Below are 20,896 nucleotides of genomic sequence, written 5' to 3'. Positions count from 1 at the left end.
CTCGTCACTGTTGTGCGCGCATCTCTTCAATCCAGCGGTCGACCATGTCAAGCCGAAGGCCCATTCTTGCCTCGCCTTGCCCGGCCTTGCACTCCCTCAAGAGCGCTTCGACCATATCCAGAAGACGCGCTGCCGCCTTTGGTCGCCCCATGCGCGTTTTCAGCCCCGCATTGGCTAACTGGATCAAAGACTGAACCAGCCGTCGCTCGGGCGCGTTCTGTGGCAAGGCCATCCAGACAGGCTCGAAAAGCTCGTGCGCCTCCCAGTAATAGCCCGCCCGCAACCACTCCAACCCGCAACGCCAGGCGTGCGACCGGGTCAATGTTGCAATATCGCTTCCTGGCTGGGCGGTCTCGCAAAGCACCGCAAAGGCATCTTCCGGGTGGCGCGGTGTTTCGCCCGGAACATAGGCATGCGTCGGCGCTGGAAATTCCGCTTCTTTACCGGCTTCCTCCTTCATCACACACCGTCCCGCTTGCCTGCAAAAAAGGAACCCGGCGACCAAAGCCGCCGGGTTTCATTCACTTCACAGGTTGAAAATCAACCCTCGTATTCAGCCATCAACGCCTTGGCTTCGTCGATCAACGCCTGACCGTCGATGCCCTTGCTGGCCACATCAGCGATCCAGCTGTCATAGATCGGCTGCACAAGATCACGCCATTCCTGCACATCTGCGCCACTGATCGTTGTGATATTGTTGCCGCGCTCCACAGCAAGCTTGCGCGCGGGCGCATCGGCGTCAGCCTGTGTGCCCCCGGCAAAAACCGAAAGCTCAAGCCCCGAATTGTCGTCGATAATCTTCTTCAGATCATCCGGCAGGCTTTCGTATTTTTCTTTGTTCATGGCCAGAACGAAGGACAAAGTGTAAACTCCTGCACCTTCAAACTCGGTGTGGTTACCTACAAGCTCTGCCACTTTCAAAGCGGTTGTGACTTCCCAGGGAATCGTGGTGCCGTCGATGACACCTTTCGACAGGCCCTCTGACACAGCCGGAACAGGCATCCCCACCGGGGTCGCCCCGACAAGCTCCAGAAGTTGGTTCACCAGACGCGAACCACCGCGAATTTTCATGCCCTGAAGGTCAGCAGGCTTGTTAACCGGTTCTTTGGTATGAAACAGCCCCGGCCCATGCACCCAGGTGGCAAGAATATGCAGATTGGCGAATTCGGTATCTTTCAGACGCGATTCATAGAGCTTCCAATAGGCATAGGAAGCGGCGCGCGCATCGGCCACCATAAAGGGCAGTTCCATGACTTCCATGGTCGGATAGCGCCCCGGTGTATAGCCGACCACGGTCCAGACGATATCGGCCACGCCATCAATCGCCTGATCCATCAACTCGGGCGGTTTGCCTCCCAGCTGCATCGACGGATAGCGATCGATCTTGATGCGCCCGCCGCTGTCCTCTTCAACCTTGTCAGCCCAGACATCCAGCACCAGTCTAGGCACACTGGCCTGCGGTGGCAGGAATTGGTGCAACGTCAGCGTCACCTCCTGCGCACTGGCAGCCCCCGCGCCAAAACCCACGCCCAGCGCGGCGGTCGCAGCCATCGCGGCGCCACCGACGAGACTTAGAAATCCTCTTCGCAGTGTCATATCATCCTCCCAGATGGTAAGTGTTCTTGCAATATATTGCGCACCCCGCTTTATAGTGCAACAGATTTGAATCTCGATTGCGGTTCAGGTTGCGCATGAAATTACTTCGATTCTTCGTCTTTCAGAATCGCTCGCAACTCATTAACAGCAGTCGGGTCGGAGGAGTGGCAGAGTGGTCGAATGCACCGGTCTTGAAAACCGACGTGGGTTAACGCCCACCGTGGGTTCGAATCCCACCTCCTCCGCCACCAATTTGACTAAGATACTGATTTTATTTGAATTAGTTTTCTTGAGATTTTGTTGCCACAATTGTTGCCACCAAAGATCATTCTATTGAATGCAGTTGACTGCATCGGGTTTCAGCTCTGAACTTGTCGGTTTGAGGTGTCTCAAGCTTCGTCACCTCTACGTAGCAAACGGAACCTGGTGGACGTGATTTGCAATCGACGAGGATGTTCGCCATCACCAAGTATGGAAAATGCCGAATTCTCTCGAATTCTCAGGTAATTCGGAAAAACTCTGCAATAAACCTACCATCATCAACGTGCGCATGAGTTGACCCTGCACCAGGTGGAACCGCGCGTGGCGGGTGAGATAGTCTACATGCTGGCAAATGGCCGCGGGAAGATGCGTATGAATTCCAATGGCAAATCTCAGCAGACCCGACGCTTGAGTGTGCCTGTGTTGTCGAGCGGTGAGTTGTCCGACTTGTTGAGGCGCGCAGATAGAGCCTTGTGGGCCATGAGAGGTCGATACACGTGATTGGCACCCCACGCCGTTCAAGCTCACGCGTCAGCCAAGTGGCAAGTATCCCACTTTCGTGCACAACACGTTCTGCACTTGGGGCATACTGCGCAAGATATTCCGCAATGGTATCAGGTTCAGTAGGAACAGACGCACGATTAAAGACCGTGCTCTCTGCATCCTCCACACAAATCGAAACTTCTTTCAATGAAACATCTAAACCAACATGATGGCTCATGCTCGTTCTCCTTACGGTCTTTGATTGGTGAGGCTGATACTATCAGACCTCGTTCGCCATCGGAGAGCGACCGCCGCGATCACACCATGTCATTCGTCAAGGCCCTCGCCGCTGCGGTGCAGCTTCCCAAGAGCAGACATCGACGGAATCTTCGCAGAAATTGACTGGATCGCCGACCAACGACTTTTATGCTGACCATCATTGCTCAAAACCACCCGCACGGCACGTTCGCGGACTTCTGGGGAATATTTGTTCGCTGTTTTATTCATGATGCTCCATCTTGCTCAGGTGTTGGAGCCTCCGGCAAACCCGGCGCGGTTCAGTTTTGAGTACGTCAGCATCTTCGCGACGCTGTCCCGGCTGGCCCCAAAATCCTGAGCAATCTGACGTCTGCTTAACCCTTCTTCAAAGTGAGCACGCCGAACCTTCAAATACAAATCCACTGTGAATATCCCCAAACTCTCCCATCAAATGAAAGGGCAAAAGTGGCCGACTCTTACGCCGCCCGCGACAACACCATGTCGCGGCTACCGTGGACGAGTATTGCTCCGCCGTTCACAGCTAAGAGCCAAATACGGTGGGTTGGAGGTGTCCGAAGCCGCCCGGCTGAACTCTTGGAGGACGAAAACGCCAAGCTCAAGCGCCTGCTGGCCGATACGATGCTCGACAATGTGGTCCTGAACGATCTTCTGGGAAAGAGCTGGACCACTGACCAAGCGGCGCGAGGCAACACTTGGGGCGGCACAAATACGTGACAGGTCCACTCCGGGAAAACCGGGAAGGTTCAGACTGCCTGTCCCAAATACGCGCCCATCAAGTCCGAACTATCCCTTAGCACTGAGGTGGGGCCGGACATAACAATAGACCCGCTATGCAACACATAGCCGAAATCCGAAATATCAAGACCAAGCACTGCGTTCTGTTCTGATACCAATATCGTCAATCCCATCTCATCACATAGCTGACGTAGTACATCCGCAATTTCTTCAATAATCAGCGGAGCAAGTCCAAGCGATGGTTCATCCAGAACAAGAAGTTTGGGCTGCGCCATCAACGCACGACCAATGACAAGCATTTGTTGCTCACCCCCGCTGAGAGACCCCGCGGCCTGATGAAATCTTTCTTTCAGCCTCGGGAATAGCCTGACTACCCGATCCAGATCAGCTTCGACTTCGGCCGAAACTCCCCAGCGGGATCTCAGATATGCTCCCAACTCAAGATTCTCTAGAACGCTAAGCTCAGCAAAGACACCACGCCCTTCCGGAACAAGAACCATCCCCTTCGCGACGCGTTTAGGAGCTGCCAGGCGCGCAATGTCCTGTCCACGCAACAGGATACGCCCGCTTCGGGCCGGTACCAGACCAGTGAGACAATTGGCGACACTGGATTTTCCAGCCCCATTCGCACCAATCAAGACAGTAATGCACCCCTCATCAACTTTGAGGTTGATATCTTTGACTGCAGTCGTGCCACCATAAGCAACTGTCAATTTCTCTATTTTGAGCATTGGCTACTTTCTCCGCCCCAAGTAGGCGGCCTGAACGTGTTCGTTCTTAAACACTTCATCCGTGCTACCTTCTGCGATTACCTGACCGTTCTCCATGACAACGATTTCATCTGCCAGTGGCAGGACAAGCTGCATGACATGATCCACAAGCAAAATCGCACGACCGAGGTCTCTCTCGCCTTTCAAAAAGCTGCTTAACTGCTCGATTTCGGCATTTGAGAGACCGGCAGCGGGTTCATCCAGCAACAGCAACTCAGGATCTCCCGCAAGCGCGGTGCCCAGTTCGGTTAGCCGCCGCTGGAACTGATTTATTTCATTCGGATAGCAAGAAGCAACATCTTCAAGCCCCAGCCGTTTGAGCTGCGCAGTAGCGATTTCCATCGAGGAATTCTCTTCGTGCAACTTCCCATTTGTGGCAGAACTACCAAGTGCAATATTCTCGAACACAGTCAAAGTCGGGATTAAACGCGCATGCTGAAATGTCCGGCCGATGCCAACATGTGCCCGCAAATCCGCCCGGAGTCTCTCGATTTGTTTGCCGTTGAAAGCAATCTTTCCTTCGTCAGCTTCAAGGGTGCCCGAAACCAACGCGAGAGCAGTCGATTTGCCGGCTCCATTCGGACCAATCAACCCCTTGATCTGGCCGTGAGCAATATCAAAGCTGACATCATTAACCGCACGTACGCCTCCAAAACTGCGCCTTATGTTGCGAACGGAAAGTAACGGTTCCCTCTGACCAGCGGCCGAAACATGCTCAGGGAGTTTCAGCGATCCCGACTTCACCGGCTCGACAGTTGGCCGCCTCCGCAACAGTCCTGAGATGCCCGAGGGCGAAAAGAGCATTATGGCCACCAGTAGCAGACCAAAGATAACCGGCTGCCAACTTGAAGTGAAACGTAGCAGTTCAGGCACCCACGTCAGGACAATAACGCCAAGGGCTCCTCCCCAAATTCGCCCCATTCCTCCGATGACCAGTAGAACCACGATATTGAGCGAAAAGTGCAGACCAAATGTATTCGGCGCCACAAACTGAATGTAGTGCACGTAAAGACTACCACTAAGCGCGGCCATCATAGCACTGATGACAAAAACAGTAACTTTGCGGCGCACGACATCAACGCCTCGCGACGTAGCTGCAGTTTCGTCTGCGTGAATGGCATGCAGCTGAAGTCCGAAACGGGAGTTTGCAAGCCGCCAAGCGATAACAATGACCGGAACGAGAAGAATCAAAACAAAGTAATAGTAGTGAACCGGATCGCGTAGAGCAAAACTTCCAAATTTCAGGCGCGGGATGGAAATAACCCCAGAAGACCCCCCGCTAACAGAAGAAGTAATGCGCACCAACGCTTCAAAGACAATCGGCAAGCCCAGTGTGGCCATTGCAAGGTAGTACCCACGCAACCTTAGAGTGGGAATGGCTATCATCGCTCCTATGACGGCAGCAACCAAAATGCCAATGGGCATAGCAAGCCACCCAGACCAACCGGCTTTCGTTGTCAGCAACGCCGAGGAATATGCTCCAAGACTAACGAACAAACCATGACCAAGTGACAGCTGCCCGGTGTATCCGAACAAAAGGTCAAGCCCGACTACCACAAATAGGTTAATTAGAATAAAGGTCCAAACCCCAAGAAAATATGGATTTTGAGTGAAAAGAGGAATGACCGCCATTCCCGCCAACAAAAGCAGTATCGGAAGGTATTTTTTCATCACCGGCCCTACCGGCCCTACTAGTTTCTTTAAATGCGTCACCGCGACAACCCCTGTGTAACCTTGCCCAAAAGGCCCTGAGGCCGTACCAGAAGCACAACAAATAGGACAACGAACGCATAGACATTCTGAAGTTCAGACGAGATCAAACCGACGCAAAGCCCTTCGATAACGCCAACAAGAATACCGCCGACCACTGCGCCAAATGGATTAACCAATCCTCCAACAATGGCAGCCGCGAAGCCTTTGACCACCAAGATTACGCCATTGTCATAAGACATCATCTGAGACGGAGTTATAAGAATGCCGGCGAGACCACCCAAAAAGGCACTAAAGGCAAATGCCACCATAATCATCGTACCTGGATTGACCCCCACAGTCTGAGCGACACGAGCGTTTTCAGATACGGCGCGCATCGCCTTTCCAAATATTGTCCGATACAGAAAAAACCACATTATCACGCAAACTATACAGGTTATTGCCAGAATTGTTATTGTGTCAAAATTCAACGTCGCTCCGAGAACATTATAGGATTCTCGTGGAAATAGTTGAAATGAGAGAAAGTCTGCTCCCCAGATCTGGTAAGCAAGACCCGTTATTACCATCGCCAGCCCGAGCGTGATCATGATGAAGGTCATCTCGGTGCTGTCTTTTCGTGCCATTCCCAAAATGAACCGCAAAAGAAGACCGAGAATTACGCTGACTATTAGAGACAACGACAACGCCAGCCAGGTCGGGATCGGGAGGGACAGAAACGTCACCGCCGACAGCCCACCAATCACTACAAATTCTCCTTGGGAGAAGTTGATGACCTTGCTGGAATTATAAATAAGACTGAAGCCTGCAGCAACAAGCCCGTAGATTGCGCCGATTGCCAATCCCCCCGCCATAAATTGAGGGACACTGCTCAATATACTGAGATCCATGCGGAAGGCTTCCTTTTTGCTTATTTCTCGTAGTCGGCCAACTGCCAACCATCAGGTGTCGCGATCATCATGACCAAAGCGTCGCTCGTAAGCCCAGCGTGATCCTCAGGGCTGAAGTTGAACACACCGGTCACACCGACGTAGTTCTTGACATTGGTCTCGAGCCAATCCCGAATGGCCTGCCGTTCACCTCCGACCGCACGCATCGCATCAATTACCATGTTAGTGGCGTCAAAGCTGACACCGGCGAACATATCCGGTGCAACGCCATACTCAGCCGAATAGCTTGTAACGAATGCTTCAGAGATTGCTTTTTGCGGATGATTATCCGGCAGATCCTGCCACACAAGAACTGGCGCGCCAACGATGGGCTGGCCAACAACATCTTCTCCGACCGCATCACGAAAAGCGCTGTTCGCTTGTCCATGTCCTGAAATGATCGGGATTTCCAAACCGAGTTCACGCGCGTTCCGGTAAACAACAACTGAAGGTGCACCATAACCATGCATGAAAATCGCATCCACGCCGCTATTCTTCAATTTGGTCAACTGTGATTTCAAGTCAGTCGCATCTGGCGGAAATGACTCTTCCTGTGCCAAGACAACATCACGTTTCGCCACCAGAGCGCGAAGATTGTCGCGGCCGTCTTCACCATATGCATCTGAAACATAGAGGATACCAACTTTATCCCAATCGGCACGTTCCATATAGTCCACGACTTTAGCAACCGAGAGATCGCCTCCTTGTCCGGGACGAAACACCCACTTCCGCTCGGCAACAGGTTGAACAACGGTGACCCCGGAAACGGGCGCTAACATTGGAACCTCAGACTCAGTTACTAAGGAAAGCAGCGCAAGTGCGCCACCTGTCCGGCTCGGCCCGACAATTGCGGAGACATTCGACTGGCTGATTAACTTTCGTGTCCCTAGTACAGCGCCGGTTTCGGTGCTAGTACCATCTTCGAGCAGAAGTTCGACCTGTTTGCCATCAATACCCCCTGCCTCGTTAGCCAGTTTGATGGCTAGTTTTGCGGCATTGGCCTCGGGCACACCGAGAAACGAAGCACCACCTGTAATATCAAGGATTGCACCGATCTTCAGGCTATCGCTGGCCATACTCATTGCGGCTAGTGACGACATCCCCACAGCTAAAATCGACGATAGCAGAGCCTGTCGGCGCGTGATTCCAAATTTTGCAGTCATTTTGTCCTCCTAAGTTGATAATTTTTTTGTTGTCGTTCAAACTTTGATTTCCTGATCGGCCCAATTCCATTCGCGCACATCGCGACGCAGAATTTTGCCGAATGCGGACATTGGCAGTTCGCTTTTGAAATCGATCCGCTTTGGAACCTTAAAATTTGCTAGTTGGTTCTTACAAAGTTCGATGAGATCTTCTTCACTCACCTCAGCGCCTGGTTGTTTGACGACGGCTGCAACCACGATTTCACCCCAACGGGGATTGGGGGCACCAACAACTGCGCACATTCGAACCCCTGGGTGAGAATTCAAGACATCTTCAATATCATTGGGAAAGATGTTCTCGCCCCCACTGATGATCATATCCTTTTTGCGATCGACGATATAAAGGAACCCTTCTTCATCAAACCGCCCCATATCCCCCAGAGTTATGTAATCGCCGTGACGAGCGGATGCCGTTGCCCCGGGGTTTTTCACATACTCTCGGAGCAACGTACCTCCACCAATATAAATCTCCCCAGCCTCTCCCGGAGCCACAGGTACGCCCTCTTCATCCAACAGAACGACGTGCATGCCAAAGACCGGTTTTCCGACAGAACGAGACTTGCGCTCCTGATCTTCGGGACCAAGATTCGAAACTAATCCGACTTCGGTGCCTCCATAAAATTCATTAAGGCCGGCAGTCGGAAAACTTTTGATCAGCATATTTTTGGTACTGGAATGCAGAGGCGATCCGCCGCTAACAAGCATTCTCATCGACGAAACATCTGTCGTCCCTAACGCCTCGGAATCTCCCAGCGTCGCCCACATCGTTGGCACCATCATAGTCCACGTTGTGCGATGCGCAGCAATCAGTGCCAATATATTGTCGGGCGAGGTATCTTTCGTAACGACTATCGTGCCTCCGCACATCAATTGCATCAATGCGAACAAAGTTGGCGCTTCGTGAAACAAAGGGGCCGGACAAAGCATCCGATCTTCAGTCCTTACTTCATATAGCGCTCCCATCCGTTTGAGTTGATCTACGAAAGAGCCGTAGGGATTGTCACATCCCTTGGGGGCTCCTGTCGTTCCCGAGGTGTAGCCTTGAAAATAGCTAGCATCCCAATTGACAGGTGGTAATTCAAACGACTCTTCGGCGGTATCAATTAGACCTTCATATCCCAAACAATCGTCGTATCCATCGACATCACTGACAACAAACAGGCTGGTCACGTCGCGAAGCGTATCGCGCGCCTCCTCAGCCAAGGCCCTAAACTGATCATCAAAGATAAGCACCTTGGCTTCTGCATGCTTGACGATATATTCGATTTCGCGAGCAACGAGCCTAAAATTCAAAGGCACGATCGCAACTCCCAGCATCGCAGCCACCTGGTACAACTCAAGATAGCGGTGACTGTTCGTCATTAAGACGGCAATTTTGTCGCCCGACTTCAAACCAAGTCTGCTGAGGGCCTGACATAGACGGCGTGACCGCGCCCAAAGGCTGGCATAATCAAATTGGCGATCGCCATCAACAATAGCAGCCTTATCCGGCGTATAGGTAGCGTACCATTTCAGAGCATCTCCGATACCAACAGTCACTTAAAATCCTCCCAGTTTATTATTCCGACGCGCCTCCCCAGACGCAGTCTAGGAATTCTTGATAGCGTTCTAATTCACGCCATTAAGCTAATACTCTAGACGGGGGGGACGCCCCCCCGCCCCCGCTGCCTCACAAAGCATCAGTCAGTCAGGAAGGTGATACCCCACCTCAGCTACGCCAATAATGTCGCCAGCCGTATCACGGGACTCCACCTTAATGCTGACCCAGTTTTTACCTGTCCCGTGATAGTGTTTTTTCTTGATGAAAGCAGTTGAAACAACGGTCTCACCGACCCTGACGGGCTTAGTGAAGATGGCCTCTACAAAACGTACACGGCCGCCATTTGCGCTGACTGGCCCCCAATGCCGCGTTACGACAGATGCAAGGCTGGACATGGTCATCATGCCATGTCCAACGGTTGCGGGCATGCCAAAAACCTGAGCGCGAGCCGCCCATTCCTCGTTGGTATGAACAGGATTCATATCAAGCGAAGCAAGTGCGTAATGATCAATGGTCGCCTGATCATACTTAAGGGTGACGGGCGGAAAAGCGTAGTCGAAGTCAATTTCACCGAATGTTGGAACAAACGGAGCGCCGCTGCCCGCCTGGAGCGAAAGGCTCTGGGTTGAAGTTGCCATGAGGGCCTCCTTTTCAAGCGTTGATAAATTTTTCGATTTCAGGACGGGTTGAAGGCAGAATAAGCGAACAATCCCATGTACCCTTCAAACGTCCATCTTGGTTCCGGAACTCCATGAACATGGTCAAATAATGCTTGCCACGTTGGATGAACTTCTCCTTCGTAGTGATCGTATTCGTGATCACCTCCCCATTCACATAAGGCTCAATAGTCTCAATCTTCTGCCCCGGATTGCGGGCTCCAGGGGTACGCATCCAAGACCCTATGCCTGAGGCGCCAACCGTATAAAAGCCTATCGTGGTTGCAAAAATCGGGTGTTGGAGAACGCTTCCCGTTGGAGAGTGTTCGCGCGCATACTCTGGATCAACATAGAGTGGATCCGTTTCACCGCAGGACAGATTGTACTGAATGATGTCTTCATCCTTGATGGTGAATGTGTGGGAGGCCGGCCCAGTCTCACCGACGGTCGCCTCCTCCCAGATCTCATAATTTTCCCATCCAACGGTAAATTCGCGAGAAAATTCCCGTTGCTTATCGGTTTTGATATACTGATTTAGACGTTCAGGGACTGACATTGTTCTATCTCTCCTTTTATACTAACGACAACCTATCGAACGTACGTTAGTCTTGACGGAATCATTAGCCGAACAGTCGTTCGGTTGCAACGAAAAGTTTGCGAAGAGAAAAATGACAAAGAAAAATACGAAGAATGGTGGAGTGTCTCGAGATAGAGTTATTGCCGCCGCCGAAGAACTATTTACGCAAAAGGGCTTTAATGGCGTCTCAGTGCGCGACATTGCCAAGGCTGCAGGAATTCAACCTGCTTCAATGTATCACCACTTTGTCTCCAAAGAAGAGTTGCTGTGGGTCGTATGGGAGAAGGGCGGGTTGGAAATGCTCTCTGCATTTCAGGACGCCGTTGCGCAGTACGAATCTCCTTGGGATCGGTTGAATGCGGCCTGTATTGCCCATGTCAAAGGGCTGCATGATTGGGAACGGGCCAATCAGGTGCTGTTCGTCATTCCGCCCTGGCAGTACCCTGAAGGCATCCGAGATAAAGTCATCAAATTGCGGGATCAGTATGAAGCCGGGTTTGCCGACATAATCGCGACACTGCCGCTCAAACCGGACATTGACCTCAAGACTCTCCGTCTTACTTTGATAGGTGCGTTGTCGTGGACCCTTTTCTGGTACAAAGGTGACCGCAATGGTCTGGATGCTGTTGCCTTGAACATCGTCGCCCTACTTCGAGAAGACATAACCTCCACAACATAGCTGCAGATATGTTCTTAAGAGACTGTAATCGCCGGACGTAATCTCCCCAAAGGTGCGCGACCGCACCACCAATGTGCCCGCCGAGAAGAAGACCCGCTTCACCTCAGGCATCCCGCCTCAATGGGCCCGGCGCCCGCGCAGCATCGATGCCCTTTTGCCCGTGCTTTATCTGCACGGCATCTCGACAGGGGACTTCCAGGAGGCGCTGGCCGCGATCCTGCGGAAGGATGCGCCGAACCTGTCGCCGAGTGTGGTCTCGCGGATGAAGCACGGGTAGCAGGAATAGCCCCGGAATTTTCCGTATCGATGGGTATGTTTCAACGCTTCGATCGGGTTGGGTCAATGGATTGGGGTCTCGCATTTCTGCGCCAATGCACAAGAGTTTCTCATGCTCGCAACACGGTGCGCCTACGGAGACTAAGCCTGCATAGTCGCAACATGTTAACGCTGGCAGAGGATGCCATGGGCCTGCCAACAGAAACGCGCCATGATGGTGGGCTCTATGTGTTCCAAGACAAGGACCGGTTCGACACGTATCGTTTGCGGTTCCCCGCGCCATTCAAAGCTCTGGTTCAGGGTTCGAACGACGCGTTCAGCAGGTAGCGAGAAGTCGACCTCGATAGCCAAACCTTCGCGATTGAAGTCATCCAGCACGTTCAACGTTCGGATCGACCTGCCAACCGAGAGTTGGTCCGCTATGAAGTCCATCGACCAGGTCTTATTCGGCCCCTCGGGCACGGGCAGTGGTACGGGTTTGTCGCGCTTCAAACGCTTCCTGGGCGTGATCCGCAAGTTCAGTTCCAACTCGCAGTAGATCCGGCAGACCCTTTTGTGGTTCCAGCCATAGCCCTGCACCTAGCGCGGGTATAGAAAGCGCAGGCCAAAGCCCCAGTTGCACTTGTTCGCTGTCAAACGTTCCAACCAGTCTGCCCTTGCAAAGATGAGTTCGAATTGGTCAGACAGCACAATCGCATTTCAGCAATGTCATCGACGCTACCTGACAACGCCCCTCTTCTCAATCACGCGAGAAAACTGCTTCACTCATGGCCACGTAGTTTGTTGAGAAGCCTGCAAAGGCTTCTTTCTTCTTTTGTAGTCAGATGCGACGCAATGTAATCGCCGATCGTATTCCCGTGTCTGACCAGATCTTGCGCGAGCTGGTTTCCTTTTTCAGTAAGGCTGATCTGGCGAAAGCGTTTGTCGTCCTCGTTGACAACCGAAGTAAGAATGCCGCGATCAACCAAGCGTTTGACAAGACCATTCAAGGTTGGCTGGTCGACAGAGGTGTAGGTCGACAACTCGCTGAAGGAAATTTTGGGAAACCTGAATATCGTCGTGATTACGGCGAACTGAGTTGTCGTCACGTTGTTGATCAACATGACGTCCTTCATATACGAATTGAAGCGGCTCACAGCATATTGGTTTGTTGTTCGAAGCAAAAAACCAATGTTGTTTTGGAGGTCGTAGGAGGCCAGATCCTGGGTTGAGTTCGTCGGCTGTTTCTCATCATCGGCAATGGCAATTTTGTTCATAGTGCTCATCTCTCGAAACTTGAGTAGCGTTCAAACCCGTCCAGCTGACGCCCAAGTCAATGCTACTTGGTGTGCCAAATAATGACAAGTTTGGAAGACCGTATCTGCTTGTTGACACGGAAAAGTTTATGAGTTTTTATATCGTATACGATGTAAATTTCCGAGGTTTGCAATGGACGTCTTCTCTGCCACCCGAATCGAGCAGCAAAGCATTTCCTTGAATGCCGACACCACAGCAGTGCTGATCGTGGATATGTTGCATGACTTTTGCGACCCGTCAGGGGCCATGTGTTTGCCGGGAGCTGAACGGCTTTATCCTATCCAAAATGGACTCATCAAAAGCGCCCGCGCTGCGGGCCTGATGATTGGCTGGGTCGTGGATGCTCACCGTTCGGGCAGCAGACGTGATCGCGAGTTTTTGAAACGTGGGCCACATTGTCTCGAAGACACTATTGGAGTGAACGTCGTGCCCGAGCTTGACAAGCAGGACGACGATTTCGTGTTCTTCAAGCGGCGGTATAGCGCATTTTTCGGCACCGATCTTGACCTGACCCTGCGCGACAACCTCATCGATACGGTGATCGTCTTTGGCGTTGTGACCAATATCTGCGTACGCTCTACCGTTCATGATGCCTTTTTCAACGGCTATCAGGTGGTCGTGCCCAGTGATGCCTGTGCTGCAACCGGGCCGCGCGAGCAGGATTCTACACTCTACGACATTGCAACGCATTTCGGCGTCGTGACCCAGTCGCAGGACCTGGAGGAACATCTTGAGGGTAAGAACCCCTTGAAGATCTGGGAACCCGAAGAATGAGACTCGCAAACCGAGCCGCCGTCCTGACAGGGGCATCAAATGGGATTGGTGCCGCCACCGCCCGCCGCTTCGCACAAGAAGGCGCCAGCGTCATAATCGCCGATCTGGATGAAACTGCAGGTACCGCACTCGCATCGGAAATCGTCGCAACTGGCGGCAAGGCCGCTTTTGCCAAATGTGATGTGTCTGAGCGTGCAGATCTTGAGGCGGCATTTGACCTATGCCTCACCCTCTATGGTCGGTTTGATATTCTTTTCAACAACGCCGCCGTGCAGGACACCCGCAGTATTCTCGATGCAACGGACGAAGATTTTGATACGGCTATTCGTGTCAACTTGCGCCCCGTATTCATTGGAATACGCGAGGCGGCACGCCGGATGATTGAGTGCGGCAAGGGCGGCTCAATCGTCAATACGTCGTCATCATTCGCAATCGTCGGCTCGACCGGCTATGCGGCCTATCACGCGACAAAGGGGGGGATATCCTCTCTCACGCGTGCAGCTGCAATCAACCTGATGGAGCATGGCATTCGCGTTAATGCGGTTTGCCCCGGCACGGTTGACACACCCGGATTGCGGCGCGGAGCCGCGACAACTGCCGCAGACCCCGAAGCCGCGATGCAAAGTTATCTCGCTTTGCAACCGATGAAGCGGTTTGGCAGACCCGAAGAAATCGCCAACACGGTGCTATTCTTGGCCAGTGATGAAGCAAGTTTTGTGACAGGTGAAAACCTCGTCGCGGATGGGGGCTACACAGTAGTCTAGTTGAGTGAACTTTCACATTTAAGGAGATTGGCATGAAAACGACCCGATTTGTGACAGAAACCCTTACCCGCAGGGGCGTTCTGCGCGGCGCGGCTGCGATGGCTGGCACAGTGGCGCTTGGCGCTCCGGCGCTCGCGCAGGCAAAAACAGTAAAATTAGGGGTTCTGATGCCCTTTTCCGGGGGATTGGAACTGTTCGGCGCGCAGGCGATGCAAGGCATTGAGATGCTAGTCGACGAAGTCAACGGTGCCGGTGGCGTGCTGGGACGCCAGATCGAGATCGTCAAAGCTGACAACCGCACCGACCCCAAAACATCGGTTGAACGTGCGCAACAGTTGATCCGTCGAGATGCAGTTGATGCGGTAATCGGCCCGGTTACAAGTTCGGCGCGTGACGCAATCAAGTCTTCGGTCGAACGGGGCCGCAAACCCCTGCTTTATGCGACCGACTACGAAGGTGGCGTGTGTAGCGATTACATCTCATGCTACAGCGCACTTCCTGCGCACTATGTCGATCCGCTGATCCCATACCTGATGGAGAGCGTCGGTAAGAAAGTCTATCTTTTCGGTGCGGACTATGTCTGGCCGCAGAAGATGAATGCGGCCATCCGCGCAGGCGTAGAAAGCACCGGCGGCGAAGTCGTCGGCGAGGAATACACCCCATTCGGCGTCAAGGATTTTGCAACCACGATCCGCAAGATTGAGGACTCGGGTGCAGAGGCGGTCATCCTGACTCTTCCGGGCGCGGATGGCGTGACCTTCATCAAGCAGTTCACAGCGGCAGGCATGAAGGAAAAAGCGCGCCTTGCGTTTATGGGCTTCAACGAAAATTATCTGCCCGGCCTCAGCACAGCCGAGTCTGATGGAATCATCGGCTGCTCGCATTTCATCCAAACGCTTGATCGCCCCGAGTCTCAGGATTTTGTAGCCCGCCAAAAAGCACGTTACGGCGACGACGTGGTCGTCAGCTACTATGTGGATTCCCATTACGGCATTACCAAATTCTTCCTTGAGGCAATGCAACGGGCGGATTCGGACGAGACGGACAAAATCATGGCGGCTCTGCCCGGAACCATGACTGTCGCCAATGGCGAGGTGACACTACGCGCCGATGACAAGCATGTTGACCTGAACATGCTCTTGTTTGAAGCCCGCGACCAAAAATTGCAGATGTTGAAATACATCGGCAAGATTACTGCCCCTAGCCAATGCGCGTGATAACGAAGGGCTGAATGAACATGGATACCGCCCCTTTCCTAACGGTAAGCGAAATCGTCATGGATTTTGGCGGTATCCGCGCACTCGACAAGATAAGTCTTGATATCGCCCACGGCGAAGTGAAGTGCATCATCGGACCGAATGGCTGTGGAAAAAGCACTCTTTTCAAAGTGATCTCCGGGGATTTGAGCCCGACATCAGGTCAAGTTTCTTTTGCCGGGAAAGCTATTACTGGCCTTTCTCCGCAAATAATCTGCCGTAAAGGGATCGCGCGAAAGTTTCAGGTTCCGTCAGTTTTTGACGACCTGACTGTTTTTGAGAACATCGAGATCGCAATCACTGCGGCCTCTAAAAACTATACCCCTTTCAACCTGCTCCGTGGTGGTCCCAACCGTTCGAGCTATGGGGCGGTTCTGGCAGAAAGCAATTTGTCGACCTATGGCGACCAACTCGCCCGTGAGTTACCGCATGGTATCCGACAACAGTTGGAAATTGCCCTGCTGGTGGTGACCGACGCTCAGCTATTGCTCCTTGACGAACCGACGGCAGGGATGACCGAAGAAGAGACCGATGCCATCGTGAATATGATCAAGGACGTTCGTGACCGTTTGGGTGTAGCTGTGCTGGTGATCGAGCACGACATGAGTTTTGTGCGAAAACTCGCAAGCCCAGTCATCGTCATGATGAAGGGCGCGGTGCTGCGCGAAGGGGATTACGCCTCAATCAGTGAAGATGCAGAAATCCGACAGGCCTATCTGGGGGATGTCGAACCATGCTGAATGTAAAGGGCTTGGAAGCCGGTTACATCCGCGGCGCTCCGGTTTTGAAGGGCTTGGATCTGGATGTCGCGCGCGGTGACTGCATTGCGTTGATGGGGCGTAACGGCATGGGCAAGACGACCTTCGTAAAGGCGCTGATGGGAATTTTGCCGCAGATTTCTGGCAAAATCAGCTTTCTTGATCAGGAAATGGTTGGATTACCACCCTACCAGATCAGCAATGCAGGCATCGCCTATGTCCCGCAAGGGCGCGAAATATTTCCTGATTTCACGGTTGAGCAGAATTTGAAGATGGGCCAAATCGGCAAACCCAAACAGCGCAATGAGCCGTTTGATTTTGTCTACGAGTATTTTCCCATCCTGGCCGAACGCCGCAAGCAACTGGGCGGCACCATGTCCGGCGGACAGCAACAGCAGTTGGCCATCGCGAGGGCTTTGGTTGGTCGCCCTAACCTATTATTGTTGGATGAACCATCCGAAGGCATACAACCCTCTATCGTGCAAGAAATTGCCGCCATCCTGCGCCGCATCGTCGAGCGCGAACAATTGACCGTAATCGTGGTGGAGCAAAACCTCGATTTGGTACGGCGCTTGGCCCATCATGTCCGCTTTATCGAAAATGGCGTTATCAAATCGGGTGTCGCAGTGAACGAAATAAACAAGAATCCGGCCTTGATCGGTCGCTATTTATCAGTGTGATGCAATGGAAATGATTCTGCTTATAGGCCTGGATGCGTCAAGCTACATCTTGACCCTGCTTTTGGTCTGTATTGGGCTGGTTATCATCTTTGGGATGATGAACGTCATCAATCTCGCACATGGCGAATTCTTTCTGCTGGGGGCCTATACGGTTGTGCTGTTACAACAGTACGCGCTGCCGTTCGCAGTGGTTCTGGTGGCAGCCTTCGCGTTTGTCGCTTTGGTCGGTCTGCTGATCGAAGAGGTTATCATCCAGCGCATTTATCATCGGTTTCTGGATACAATTCTTGCAACATGGGGGATATCCCTAGCCCTTAAGCAATTGATTGTTATTTTGTTTGGCCCTGGATCGCAGCAAGCCGTTGCGCCCTTTGTCGAACCCGTTGCGATGTTTGGGGTCACCTATTCTTCTTATCGGTTGTTCGTAATGGCTATGGCGATTGCGATTACGGCCATAACTTTTGTCATTCTATTTCGCACCCGGCTGGGCCTGACGGCACGCGGCGTGATCGCCAATCGCCAGATGGCCTCTTGTCTGGGGGTAAACACCCGCCGCGTAGACCGGGTGACCTTTGCATTCGGCTCCGGGCTTGCAGGGCTTGCCGGTGCGATTATGGCTCCGCTGATGAGCGTTGATCCGCAAATGGGCGTGGGCTTTCTTGTTCCGGCCTTCCTGTCGGTTCTCGTTGGCGGCGCCGCCAGCCCGTTTGGCGCGCTTTGGGGGGCAGCGATTATCGGTGGCTCAAACAGCGTGGTGGCCGCCCTATGGACGCCAGTTATTGCCCAGATTGTCGTGTTCACCCTTGCTATTGTGATTATCAGGCTGATGCCAAACGGAATTACCGGACGAGGAAAACGTTGATGGCAAGGTATTCGCGTCTGCTGACGGTTCTGTTCTGGGCCGCGCTTGCGGCTTCGCCTCTGGTTCTTGAAGGTTGGAACTTGGGCCTGTTATCGCAGTTGATGATCTACGGCATTTTCGCCATGAGCCTCGCCTTCATATGGGGGCAAGGTGGGCTCTTGTGCTTTGGTCAGTCACTCTTTTTCGGGATAGGTGCCTATGCGATGGCGCTCACCACGAAGGGTATGATCCCGGGCGTACCTGCAACAACGTTAATCGGCTTAGTTCTAGCGATGGTCTTACCGGCTTTGACTGCCGGGCTGCTTGGGCTTGCCCTGTTCAAAGGGCGCGGTCTCTTCGGGGCCTATTTTGGTATCGTCACACTGTCTGCCGCCGTGATCGCCGAACGGCTGGCTACCAATTGGTCCTATATAGGCGGATTTAACGGCCTGCTTGATGTTCCCCCGATGCTATTGGGTTGGGGCGATTGGCAAATGGAATTATACGACCCACTACCTTTCTTTCTGGTGGTGCTGGTGGCGGCTCTGGCAATTTTCCTTGTGTTGCTCAAACTGGAGCGTTCAGCATTCGGCACAGTTTTGAGAGGCATTCGCGATAACGAAACACGGGCGATTTTCCTGGGCTTTGAAACTGCCGAATACAAGGCCGCCGCCTTTGCAGTTTCTGGCGCGGTGGCAGGGTTGGCTGGCGCTCTCTTTGCGGCACAGTTTGCATTCGTCTCACCGGCAATATTGGGATTTGCGCTCGCAACTGAGGTTCTGATCTGGGTCGCTATCGGCGGCAAAGAAGTTCTCCTTGCAGCATTTATTGGTGCATTGGCGGTAAAATCGGTGGAAAACGTATTGTCAGACTCATTGGGCCAGTATTGGTTGCTGGTTCTGGGCCTGTTATTCGTTGCCGCCGTGGTCTTGCTCCCTCGAGGGCTATTGGCACCGTTTCTAAACCTTCCGTTGCCGCGCGCTTTGCGTAAGTCTGAAACGTCGAAAAAGTCGTCGGTCGGGCGTAAGAGCAAATAGGGGCGCCAGAAAGGCGCCATAAATAGTGGCGACGAACCTAGCAGATAGTACGGATGTGGGCGCACAAGAACCGTTAGCCTTGGGCCTAAATTTCTCATCACTTCAAAGTCTGAATAGTTGGCCGCAGACTGCCTGCCTCTTGAATGCACCACGGGTCAAAAGATGCTCTTGTCCGGCCTGGCACCTGCTATTCAGAAATCTCGTCCGGTGCGTCTTTTAACGGTGTATCATCCTGAAGCGAGATTGCCTGTCGCTCGATCATGCGATGAACCTTGGGGCGATCCTTGCCGCGATGAAGCTTCAGAACGCGTTCATATGACTCGGCATCGGCCTGAGTGCGACGCTCGTGGTGGCGGACATATTCGAGCCAAGTAGGAACATGATATGTCTCGGTCCAGACATCCGGGTTTTCAAGATCCCGCAGCAGGGCCCATTGCTGCGCCCCGTCGCGGATTCTGATGCGCCGCCTCGTGTTCATTACAGCCAGAAATTCGGTCACATCCTGCTGGGCAATCTCATAGTCAACCATAATCATTATCGGCCCGCTACGCTGTTTCAGGTCCAGTCGCAGCGATGGCTCTGTGAATGTATTGAGCGGATTGAGGTCGAGATCGGTGGAATCAGGCAATGGCAGGCGAAGGCCCGCCAAAGCGCCAAACACCAGCAAGGCGGCTGCCACGAATATCGCACGATCCGCACCGAAGTTTTCTGCTATAACGCCCCATGCCCAACTTCCCCCTGCCATACCGCCAAACACGCCGGTCTGATAAAGTGCAAGAGCTCTGCCGACGACCCAACGCGGCGTAGACAACTGTACCGTGACATTGAACAGGGATAGGGCCAAGACCCAGCTACCGCCGGCAAGCAGCAGTGCAGCGCCACTGAAACCGTAATGACGGCTAAGGGCCAGCGTCACGCAGCTTACAGCAAAGGCTAGAAATGCCGCTTGGGTAATACGCTCATTCCGAAACCGTGACCGCAAGCGGGCATTCAGAAATGCGCCGCCGACTGCACCCAGACCAAAACACCCCAGCAGTACACCGTAGACAAAAGCACCGCCTTGCAACAGGTCTCTGACGATCAGTGGCAGCAGCGCCAGAACTGCAATGGCGGACAGGCCAAACATAAAGCCCCGGAAGATCACTTTCATAAGATTGGGCGACATTGCCACATAGCGTAGCCCTGCCGAAAACGCGCTACCCATTCGTTCGCGCGGCAAGCGTCTCTGCGGCGTCGACGGCCGCCAGAACCACAGGGCAGCGATGATGCCAACATAGCTGAAGGCATTGACCGTAAAAGCCGCTGCAGCTCCCGCGATGGCCACGATCGCGCCACCCGCAGCAGGCCCGATGCTGCGCATCAGATTGAAACCCATACTGTTAAGTGACACCGCCGCCGACAATTCATCGCGCGAGACGATATCGCCCATCGATGCTTGCCAAGACGGATTGTGCAGCGCCGTGCCACATCCGATCAAAAATGTGAATCCCAGTAACGTCCATGGTGAGAGCAGCCCCCTATAGGCCATGATCGTAAGCAAGATCGACACGATGAGCATGAAGGATTGTGCAATGAGCATAACTTTGCGGCGATCGAAATTATCGGCGAACACCCCTGCCAACAATGAGAAGATCATGATGGGCAGCGTCACTGAGGATTGCACAAGCGCGACCATGCTTTGCGACTCTGTCAGGGATGTCATCATCCACGCCGCTCCAACGGCCTGAACAAGTCCCCCAAAATTCGAGGCAAGGGCAGCAATCCAGAGCATCCGGAAAGTCTGGTTCTTGAAAAGCGTCA

At 53.1% G+C, this 20,896-nt stretch carries 19 protein-coding genes, 1 tRNA gene and 4 pseudogenes; 11 read left to right on the top strand and 13 right to left on the bottom strand.

Annotated elements, in window-relative coordinates:
- Positions 1–4: 4 nt before the first annotated feature.
- Together LZG00_03645 and LZG00_03640 are read right to left on the bottom strand one after the other, a co-directional pair.
- Entirely contained in the window at positions 5–460 is a 456-nt protein-coding gene (locus LZG00_03645) for a DUF309 domain-containing protein (GenBank protein ID MCF3593082.1), read from the bottom strand.
- A gap of 80 nt (positions 461–540) precedes the next feature.
- Positions 541–1,596, bottom strand: coding sequence for a TRAP transporter substrate-binding protein (locus LZG00_03640; GenBank protein MCF3593081.1), 1,056 nt, complete (start codon positions 1,594–1,596; stop codon positions 541–543).
- A gap of 158 nt (positions 1,597–1,754) precedes the next feature.
- On the opposite strand from LZG00_03640, the gene LZG00_03635 reads away from it, so the two are divergent.
- Positions 1,755–1,844 (top strand) — tRNA-Ser (locus tag LZG00_03635).
- Between the two features lie 880 nt (positions 1,845–2,724).
- Here LZG00_03635 and LZG00_03630 read toward each other — a convergent pair.
- Positions 2,725–2,847: pseudogene (locus LZG00_03630) on the bottom strand (IS3 family transposase).
- Positions 2,848–3,136: 289 nt separating this feature from the next.
- Between LZG00_03630 and LZG00_03625 the strand changes: the two are divergent.
- Positions 3,137–3,276, top strand: a pseudogene (locus LZG00_03625) (IS3 family transposase).
- 86 nt (positions 3,277–3,362) lie between these two features.
- Here LZG00_03625 and LZG00_03620 read toward each other — a convergent pair.
- The 7 genes from LZG00_03620 to LZG00_03590 form a co-directional block, all read right to left on the bottom strand.
- Complete coding sequence (locus tag LZG00_03620) at positions 3,363–4,085, bottom strand: ABC transporter ATP-binding protein (GenBank protein MCF3593080.1); 723 nt, start codon at positions 4,083–4,085, stop codon at positions 3,363–3,365.
- 3 nt (positions 4,086–4,088) lie between these two features.
- Complete coding sequence (locus tag LZG00_03615; GenBank protein ID MCF3593079.1) at positions 4,089–5,795, bottom strand: branched-chain amino acid ABC transporter ATP-binding protein/permease; 1,707 nt, start codon at positions 5,793–5,795, stop codon at positions 4,089–4,091.
- A 38-nt stretch (positions 5,796–5,833) separates the two neighbouring features.
- On the bottom strand, positions 5,834–6,721 hold the full coding sequence (locus LZG00_03610) for a branched-chain amino acid ABC transporter permease (GenBank protein MCF3593078.1): 888 nt from the start codon (positions 6,719–6,721) through the stop codon (positions 5,834–5,836).
- 20 nt (positions 6,722–6,741) lie between these two features.
- A complete protein-coding gene (locus LZG00_03605) occupies positions 6,742–7,923 on the bottom strand; it encodes an ABC transporter substrate-binding protein (GenBank protein MCF3593077.1) in 1,182 nt (393 codons plus the stop codon).
- Between the two features lie 36 nt (positions 7,924–7,959).
- Entirely contained in the window at positions 7,960–9,501 is a 1,542-nt protein-coding gene (locus LZG00_03600; GenBank protein ID MCF3593076.1) for an AMP-binding protein, read from the bottom strand.
- A gap of 144 nt (positions 9,502–9,645) precedes the next feature.
- The gene (locus LZG00_03595; GenBank protein MCF3593075.1) at positions 9,646–10,140 is read right to left on the bottom strand and encodes a hypothetical protein; all 495 of its coding nucleotides are present in this window, start codon (positions 10,138–10,140) and stop codon (positions 9,646–9,648) included.
- A 13-nt stretch (positions 10,141–10,153) separates the two neighbouring features.
- Positions 10,154–10,714, bottom strand: a complete 561-nt coding sequence (locus tag LZG00_03590) for a hypothetical protein (GenBank protein MCF3593074.1) — start codon at positions 10,712–10,714, stop codon at positions 10,154–10,156.
- Positions 10,715–10,826: 112 nt separating this feature from the next.
- Here LZG00_03590 and LZG00_03585 point away from each other — a divergent pair, with 112 nt between their 5' ends.
- Both LZG00_03585 and LZG00_03580 read left to right on the top strand, forming a co-directional pair.
- On the top strand, positions 10,827–11,414 hold the full coding sequence (locus LZG00_03585; protein MCF3593073.1) for a TetR/AcrR family transcriptional regulator: 588 nt from the start codon (positions 10,827–10,829) through the stop codon (positions 11,412–11,414).
- Between the two features lie 49 nt (positions 11,415–11,463).
- Positions 11,464–11,679, top strand: a pseudogene (locus LZG00_03580) (IS256 family transposase).
- 260 nt (positions 11,680–11,939) lie between these two features.
- On the opposite strand, the pseudogene LZG00_03575 reads toward LZG00_03580, so the two are convergent.
- Both LZG00_03575 and LZG00_03570 read right to left on the bottom strand, forming a co-directional pair.
- Positions 11,940–12,344, bottom strand: a pseudogene (locus tag LZG00_03575) (IS3 family transposase).
- Between the two features lie 107 nt (positions 12,345–12,451).
- On the bottom strand, positions 12,452–12,946 hold the full coding sequence (locus LZG00_03570; GenBank protein MCF3593072.1) for a MarR family transcriptional regulator: 495 nt from the start codon (positions 12,944–12,946) through the stop codon (positions 12,452–12,454).
- A 217-nt stretch (positions 12,947–13,163) separates the two neighbouring features.
- On the opposite strand from LZG00_03570, the gene LZG00_03565 reads away from it, so the two are divergent.
- From LZG00_03565 to LZG00_03535, 7 genes are all read left to right on the top strand, one after another.
- A complete protein-coding gene (locus LZG00_03565; GenBank protein MCF3593071.1) occupies positions 13,164–13,760 on the top strand; it encodes a cysteine hydrolase in 597 nt (198 codons plus the stop codon).
- Complete coding sequence (locus LZG00_03560; protein ID MCF3593070.1) at positions 13,757–14,524, top strand: SDR family oxidoreductase; 768 nt, start codon at positions 13,757–13,759, stop codon at positions 14,522–14,524. The genes LZG00_03565 and LZG00_03560 overlap by 4 nt, the downstream gene beginning before the upstream one ends.
- Before the next feature lie 110 nt (positions 14,525–14,634).
- The gene (locus LZG00_03555) at positions 14,635–15,741 is read left to right on the top strand and encodes a substrate-binding protein (GenBank protein ID MCF3593069.1); all 1,107 of its coding nucleotides are present in this window, start codon (positions 14,635–14,637) and stop codon (positions 15,739–15,741) included.
- Positions 15,742–15,755: 14 nt separating this feature from the next.
- A complete protein-coding gene (locus LZG00_03550; protein ID MCF3593068.1) occupies positions 15,756–16,520 on the top strand; it encodes an ABC transporter ATP-binding protein in 765 nt (254 codons plus the stop codon).
- 11 nt (positions 16,521–16,531) lie between these two features.
- The gene (locus LZG00_03545; protein MCF3593067.1) at positions 16,532–17,218 is read left to right on the top strand and encodes an ABC transporter ATP-binding protein; all 687 of its coding nucleotides are present in this window, start codon (positions 16,532–16,534) and stop codon (positions 17,216–17,218) included.
- A gap of 10 nt (positions 17,219–17,228) precedes the next feature.
- Positions 17,229–18,080 (top strand): branched-chain amino acid ABC transporter permease, encoded by an 852-nt coding sequence (locus LZG00_03540; GenBank protein ID MCF3593066.1) that lies wholly within the window; start codon positions 17,229–17,231, stop codon positions 18,078–18,080.
- Positions 17,984–19,096 (top strand): branched-chain amino acid ABC transporter permease, encoded by a 1,113-nt coding sequence (locus LZG00_03535; GenBank protein MCF3593065.1) that lies wholly within the window; start codon positions 17,984–17,986, stop codon positions 19,094–19,096. The genes LZG00_03540 and LZG00_03535 overlap by 97 nt, the downstream gene beginning before the upstream one ends.
- Positions 19,097–19,283: 187 nt before the next feature.
- On the opposite strand, the gene LZG00_03530 is transcribed toward LZG00_03535, so the two are convergent.
- Positions 19,284–20,867: an MFS transporter gene (locus LZG00_03530; protein MCF3593064.1), complete on the bottom strand. Its 1,584-nt coding sequence runs from the start codon at positions 20,865–20,867 to the stop codon at positions 19,284–19,286.
- Positions 20,868–20,896: the final 29 nt, after the last annotated feature.

Source organism: Rhodobacteraceae bacterium LMO-JJ12 (assembly GCA_021555075.1).
In the GTDB taxonomy this organism is placed as follows: domain Bacteria; phylum Pseudomonadota; class Alphaproteobacteria; order Rhodobacterales; family Rhodobacteraceae; genus JAKGBX01.
Note: the sequence above shows the minus strand (reverse complement) of the source record. Positions and strands in the feature narration are given on the sequence as shown.

What these genes read in the sequence shown, in the direction of transcription:
- LZG00_03530 (MCF3593064.1), bottom strand. Translation starts at nt 20,867, where the DNA reads ATGCTCTGGATTGCTGCCCTTGCCTCGAATTTTGGGGGACTTGTTCAG.
- LZG00_03610 (MCF3593078.1), bottom strand. Translation starts at nt 6,721, where the DNA reads ATGGATCTCAGTATATTGAGCAGTGTCCCTCAATTTATGGCGGGGGGA.
- LZG00_03595 (MCF3593075.1), bottom strand. Translation starts at nt 10,140, where the DNA reads ATGGCAACTTCAACCCAGAGCCTTTCGCTCCAGGCGGGCAGCGGCGCT.
- LZG00_03615 (MCF3593079.1), bottom strand. Translation starts at nt 5,795, where the DNA reads ATGAAAAAATACCTTCCGATACTGCTTTTGTTGGCGGGAATGGCGGTC.
- LZG00_03550 (MCF3593068.1), top strand. Translation starts at nt 15,756, where the DNA reads ATGAACATGGATACCGCCCCTTTCCTAACGGTAAGCGAAATCGTCATG.
- LZG00_03540 (MCF3593066.1), top strand. Translation starts at nt 17,229, where the DNA reads ATGATTCTGCTTATAGGCCTGGATGCGTCAAGCTACATCTTGACCCTG.
- LZG00_03590 (MCF3593074.1), bottom strand. Translation starts at nt 10,714, where the DNA reads ATGTCAGTCCCTGAACGTCTAAATCAGTATATCAAAACCGATAAGCAA.
- LZG00_03620 (MCF3593080.1), bottom strand. Translation starts at nt 4,085, where the DNA reads ATGCTCAAAATAGAGAAATTGACAGTTGCTTATGGTGGCACGACTGCA.
- LZG00_03605 (MCF3593077.1), bottom strand. Translation starts at nt 7,923, where the DNA reads ATGACTGCAAAATTTGGAATCACGCGCCGACAGGCTCTGCTATCGTCG.
- LZG00_03570 (MCF3593072.1), bottom strand. Translation starts at nt 12,946, where the DNA reads ATGAACAAAATTGCCATTGCCGATGATGAGAAACAGCCGACGAACTCA.
- LZG00_03560 (MCF3593070.1), top strand. Translation starts at nt 13,757, where the DNA reads ATGAGACTCGCAAACCGAGCCGCCGTCCTGACAGGGGCATCAAATGGG.
- LZG00_03535 (MCF3593065.1), top strand. Translation starts at nt 17,984, where the DNA reads ATGGACGCCAGTTATTGCCCAGATTGTCGTGTTCACCCTTGCTATTGT.
- LZG00_03640 (MCF3593081.1), bottom strand. Translation starts at nt 1,596, where the DNA reads ATGACACTGCGAAGAGGATTTCTAAGTCTCGTCGGTGGCGCCGCGATG.
- LZG00_03645 (MCF3593082.1), bottom strand. Translation starts at nt 460, where the DNA reads ATGAAGGAGGAAGCCGGTAAAGAAGCGGAATTTCCAGCGCCGACGCAT.
- LZG00_03585 (MCF3593073.1), top strand. Translation starts at nt 10,827, where the DNA reads ATGACAAAGAAAAATACGAAGAATGGTGGAGTGTCTCGAGATAGAGTT.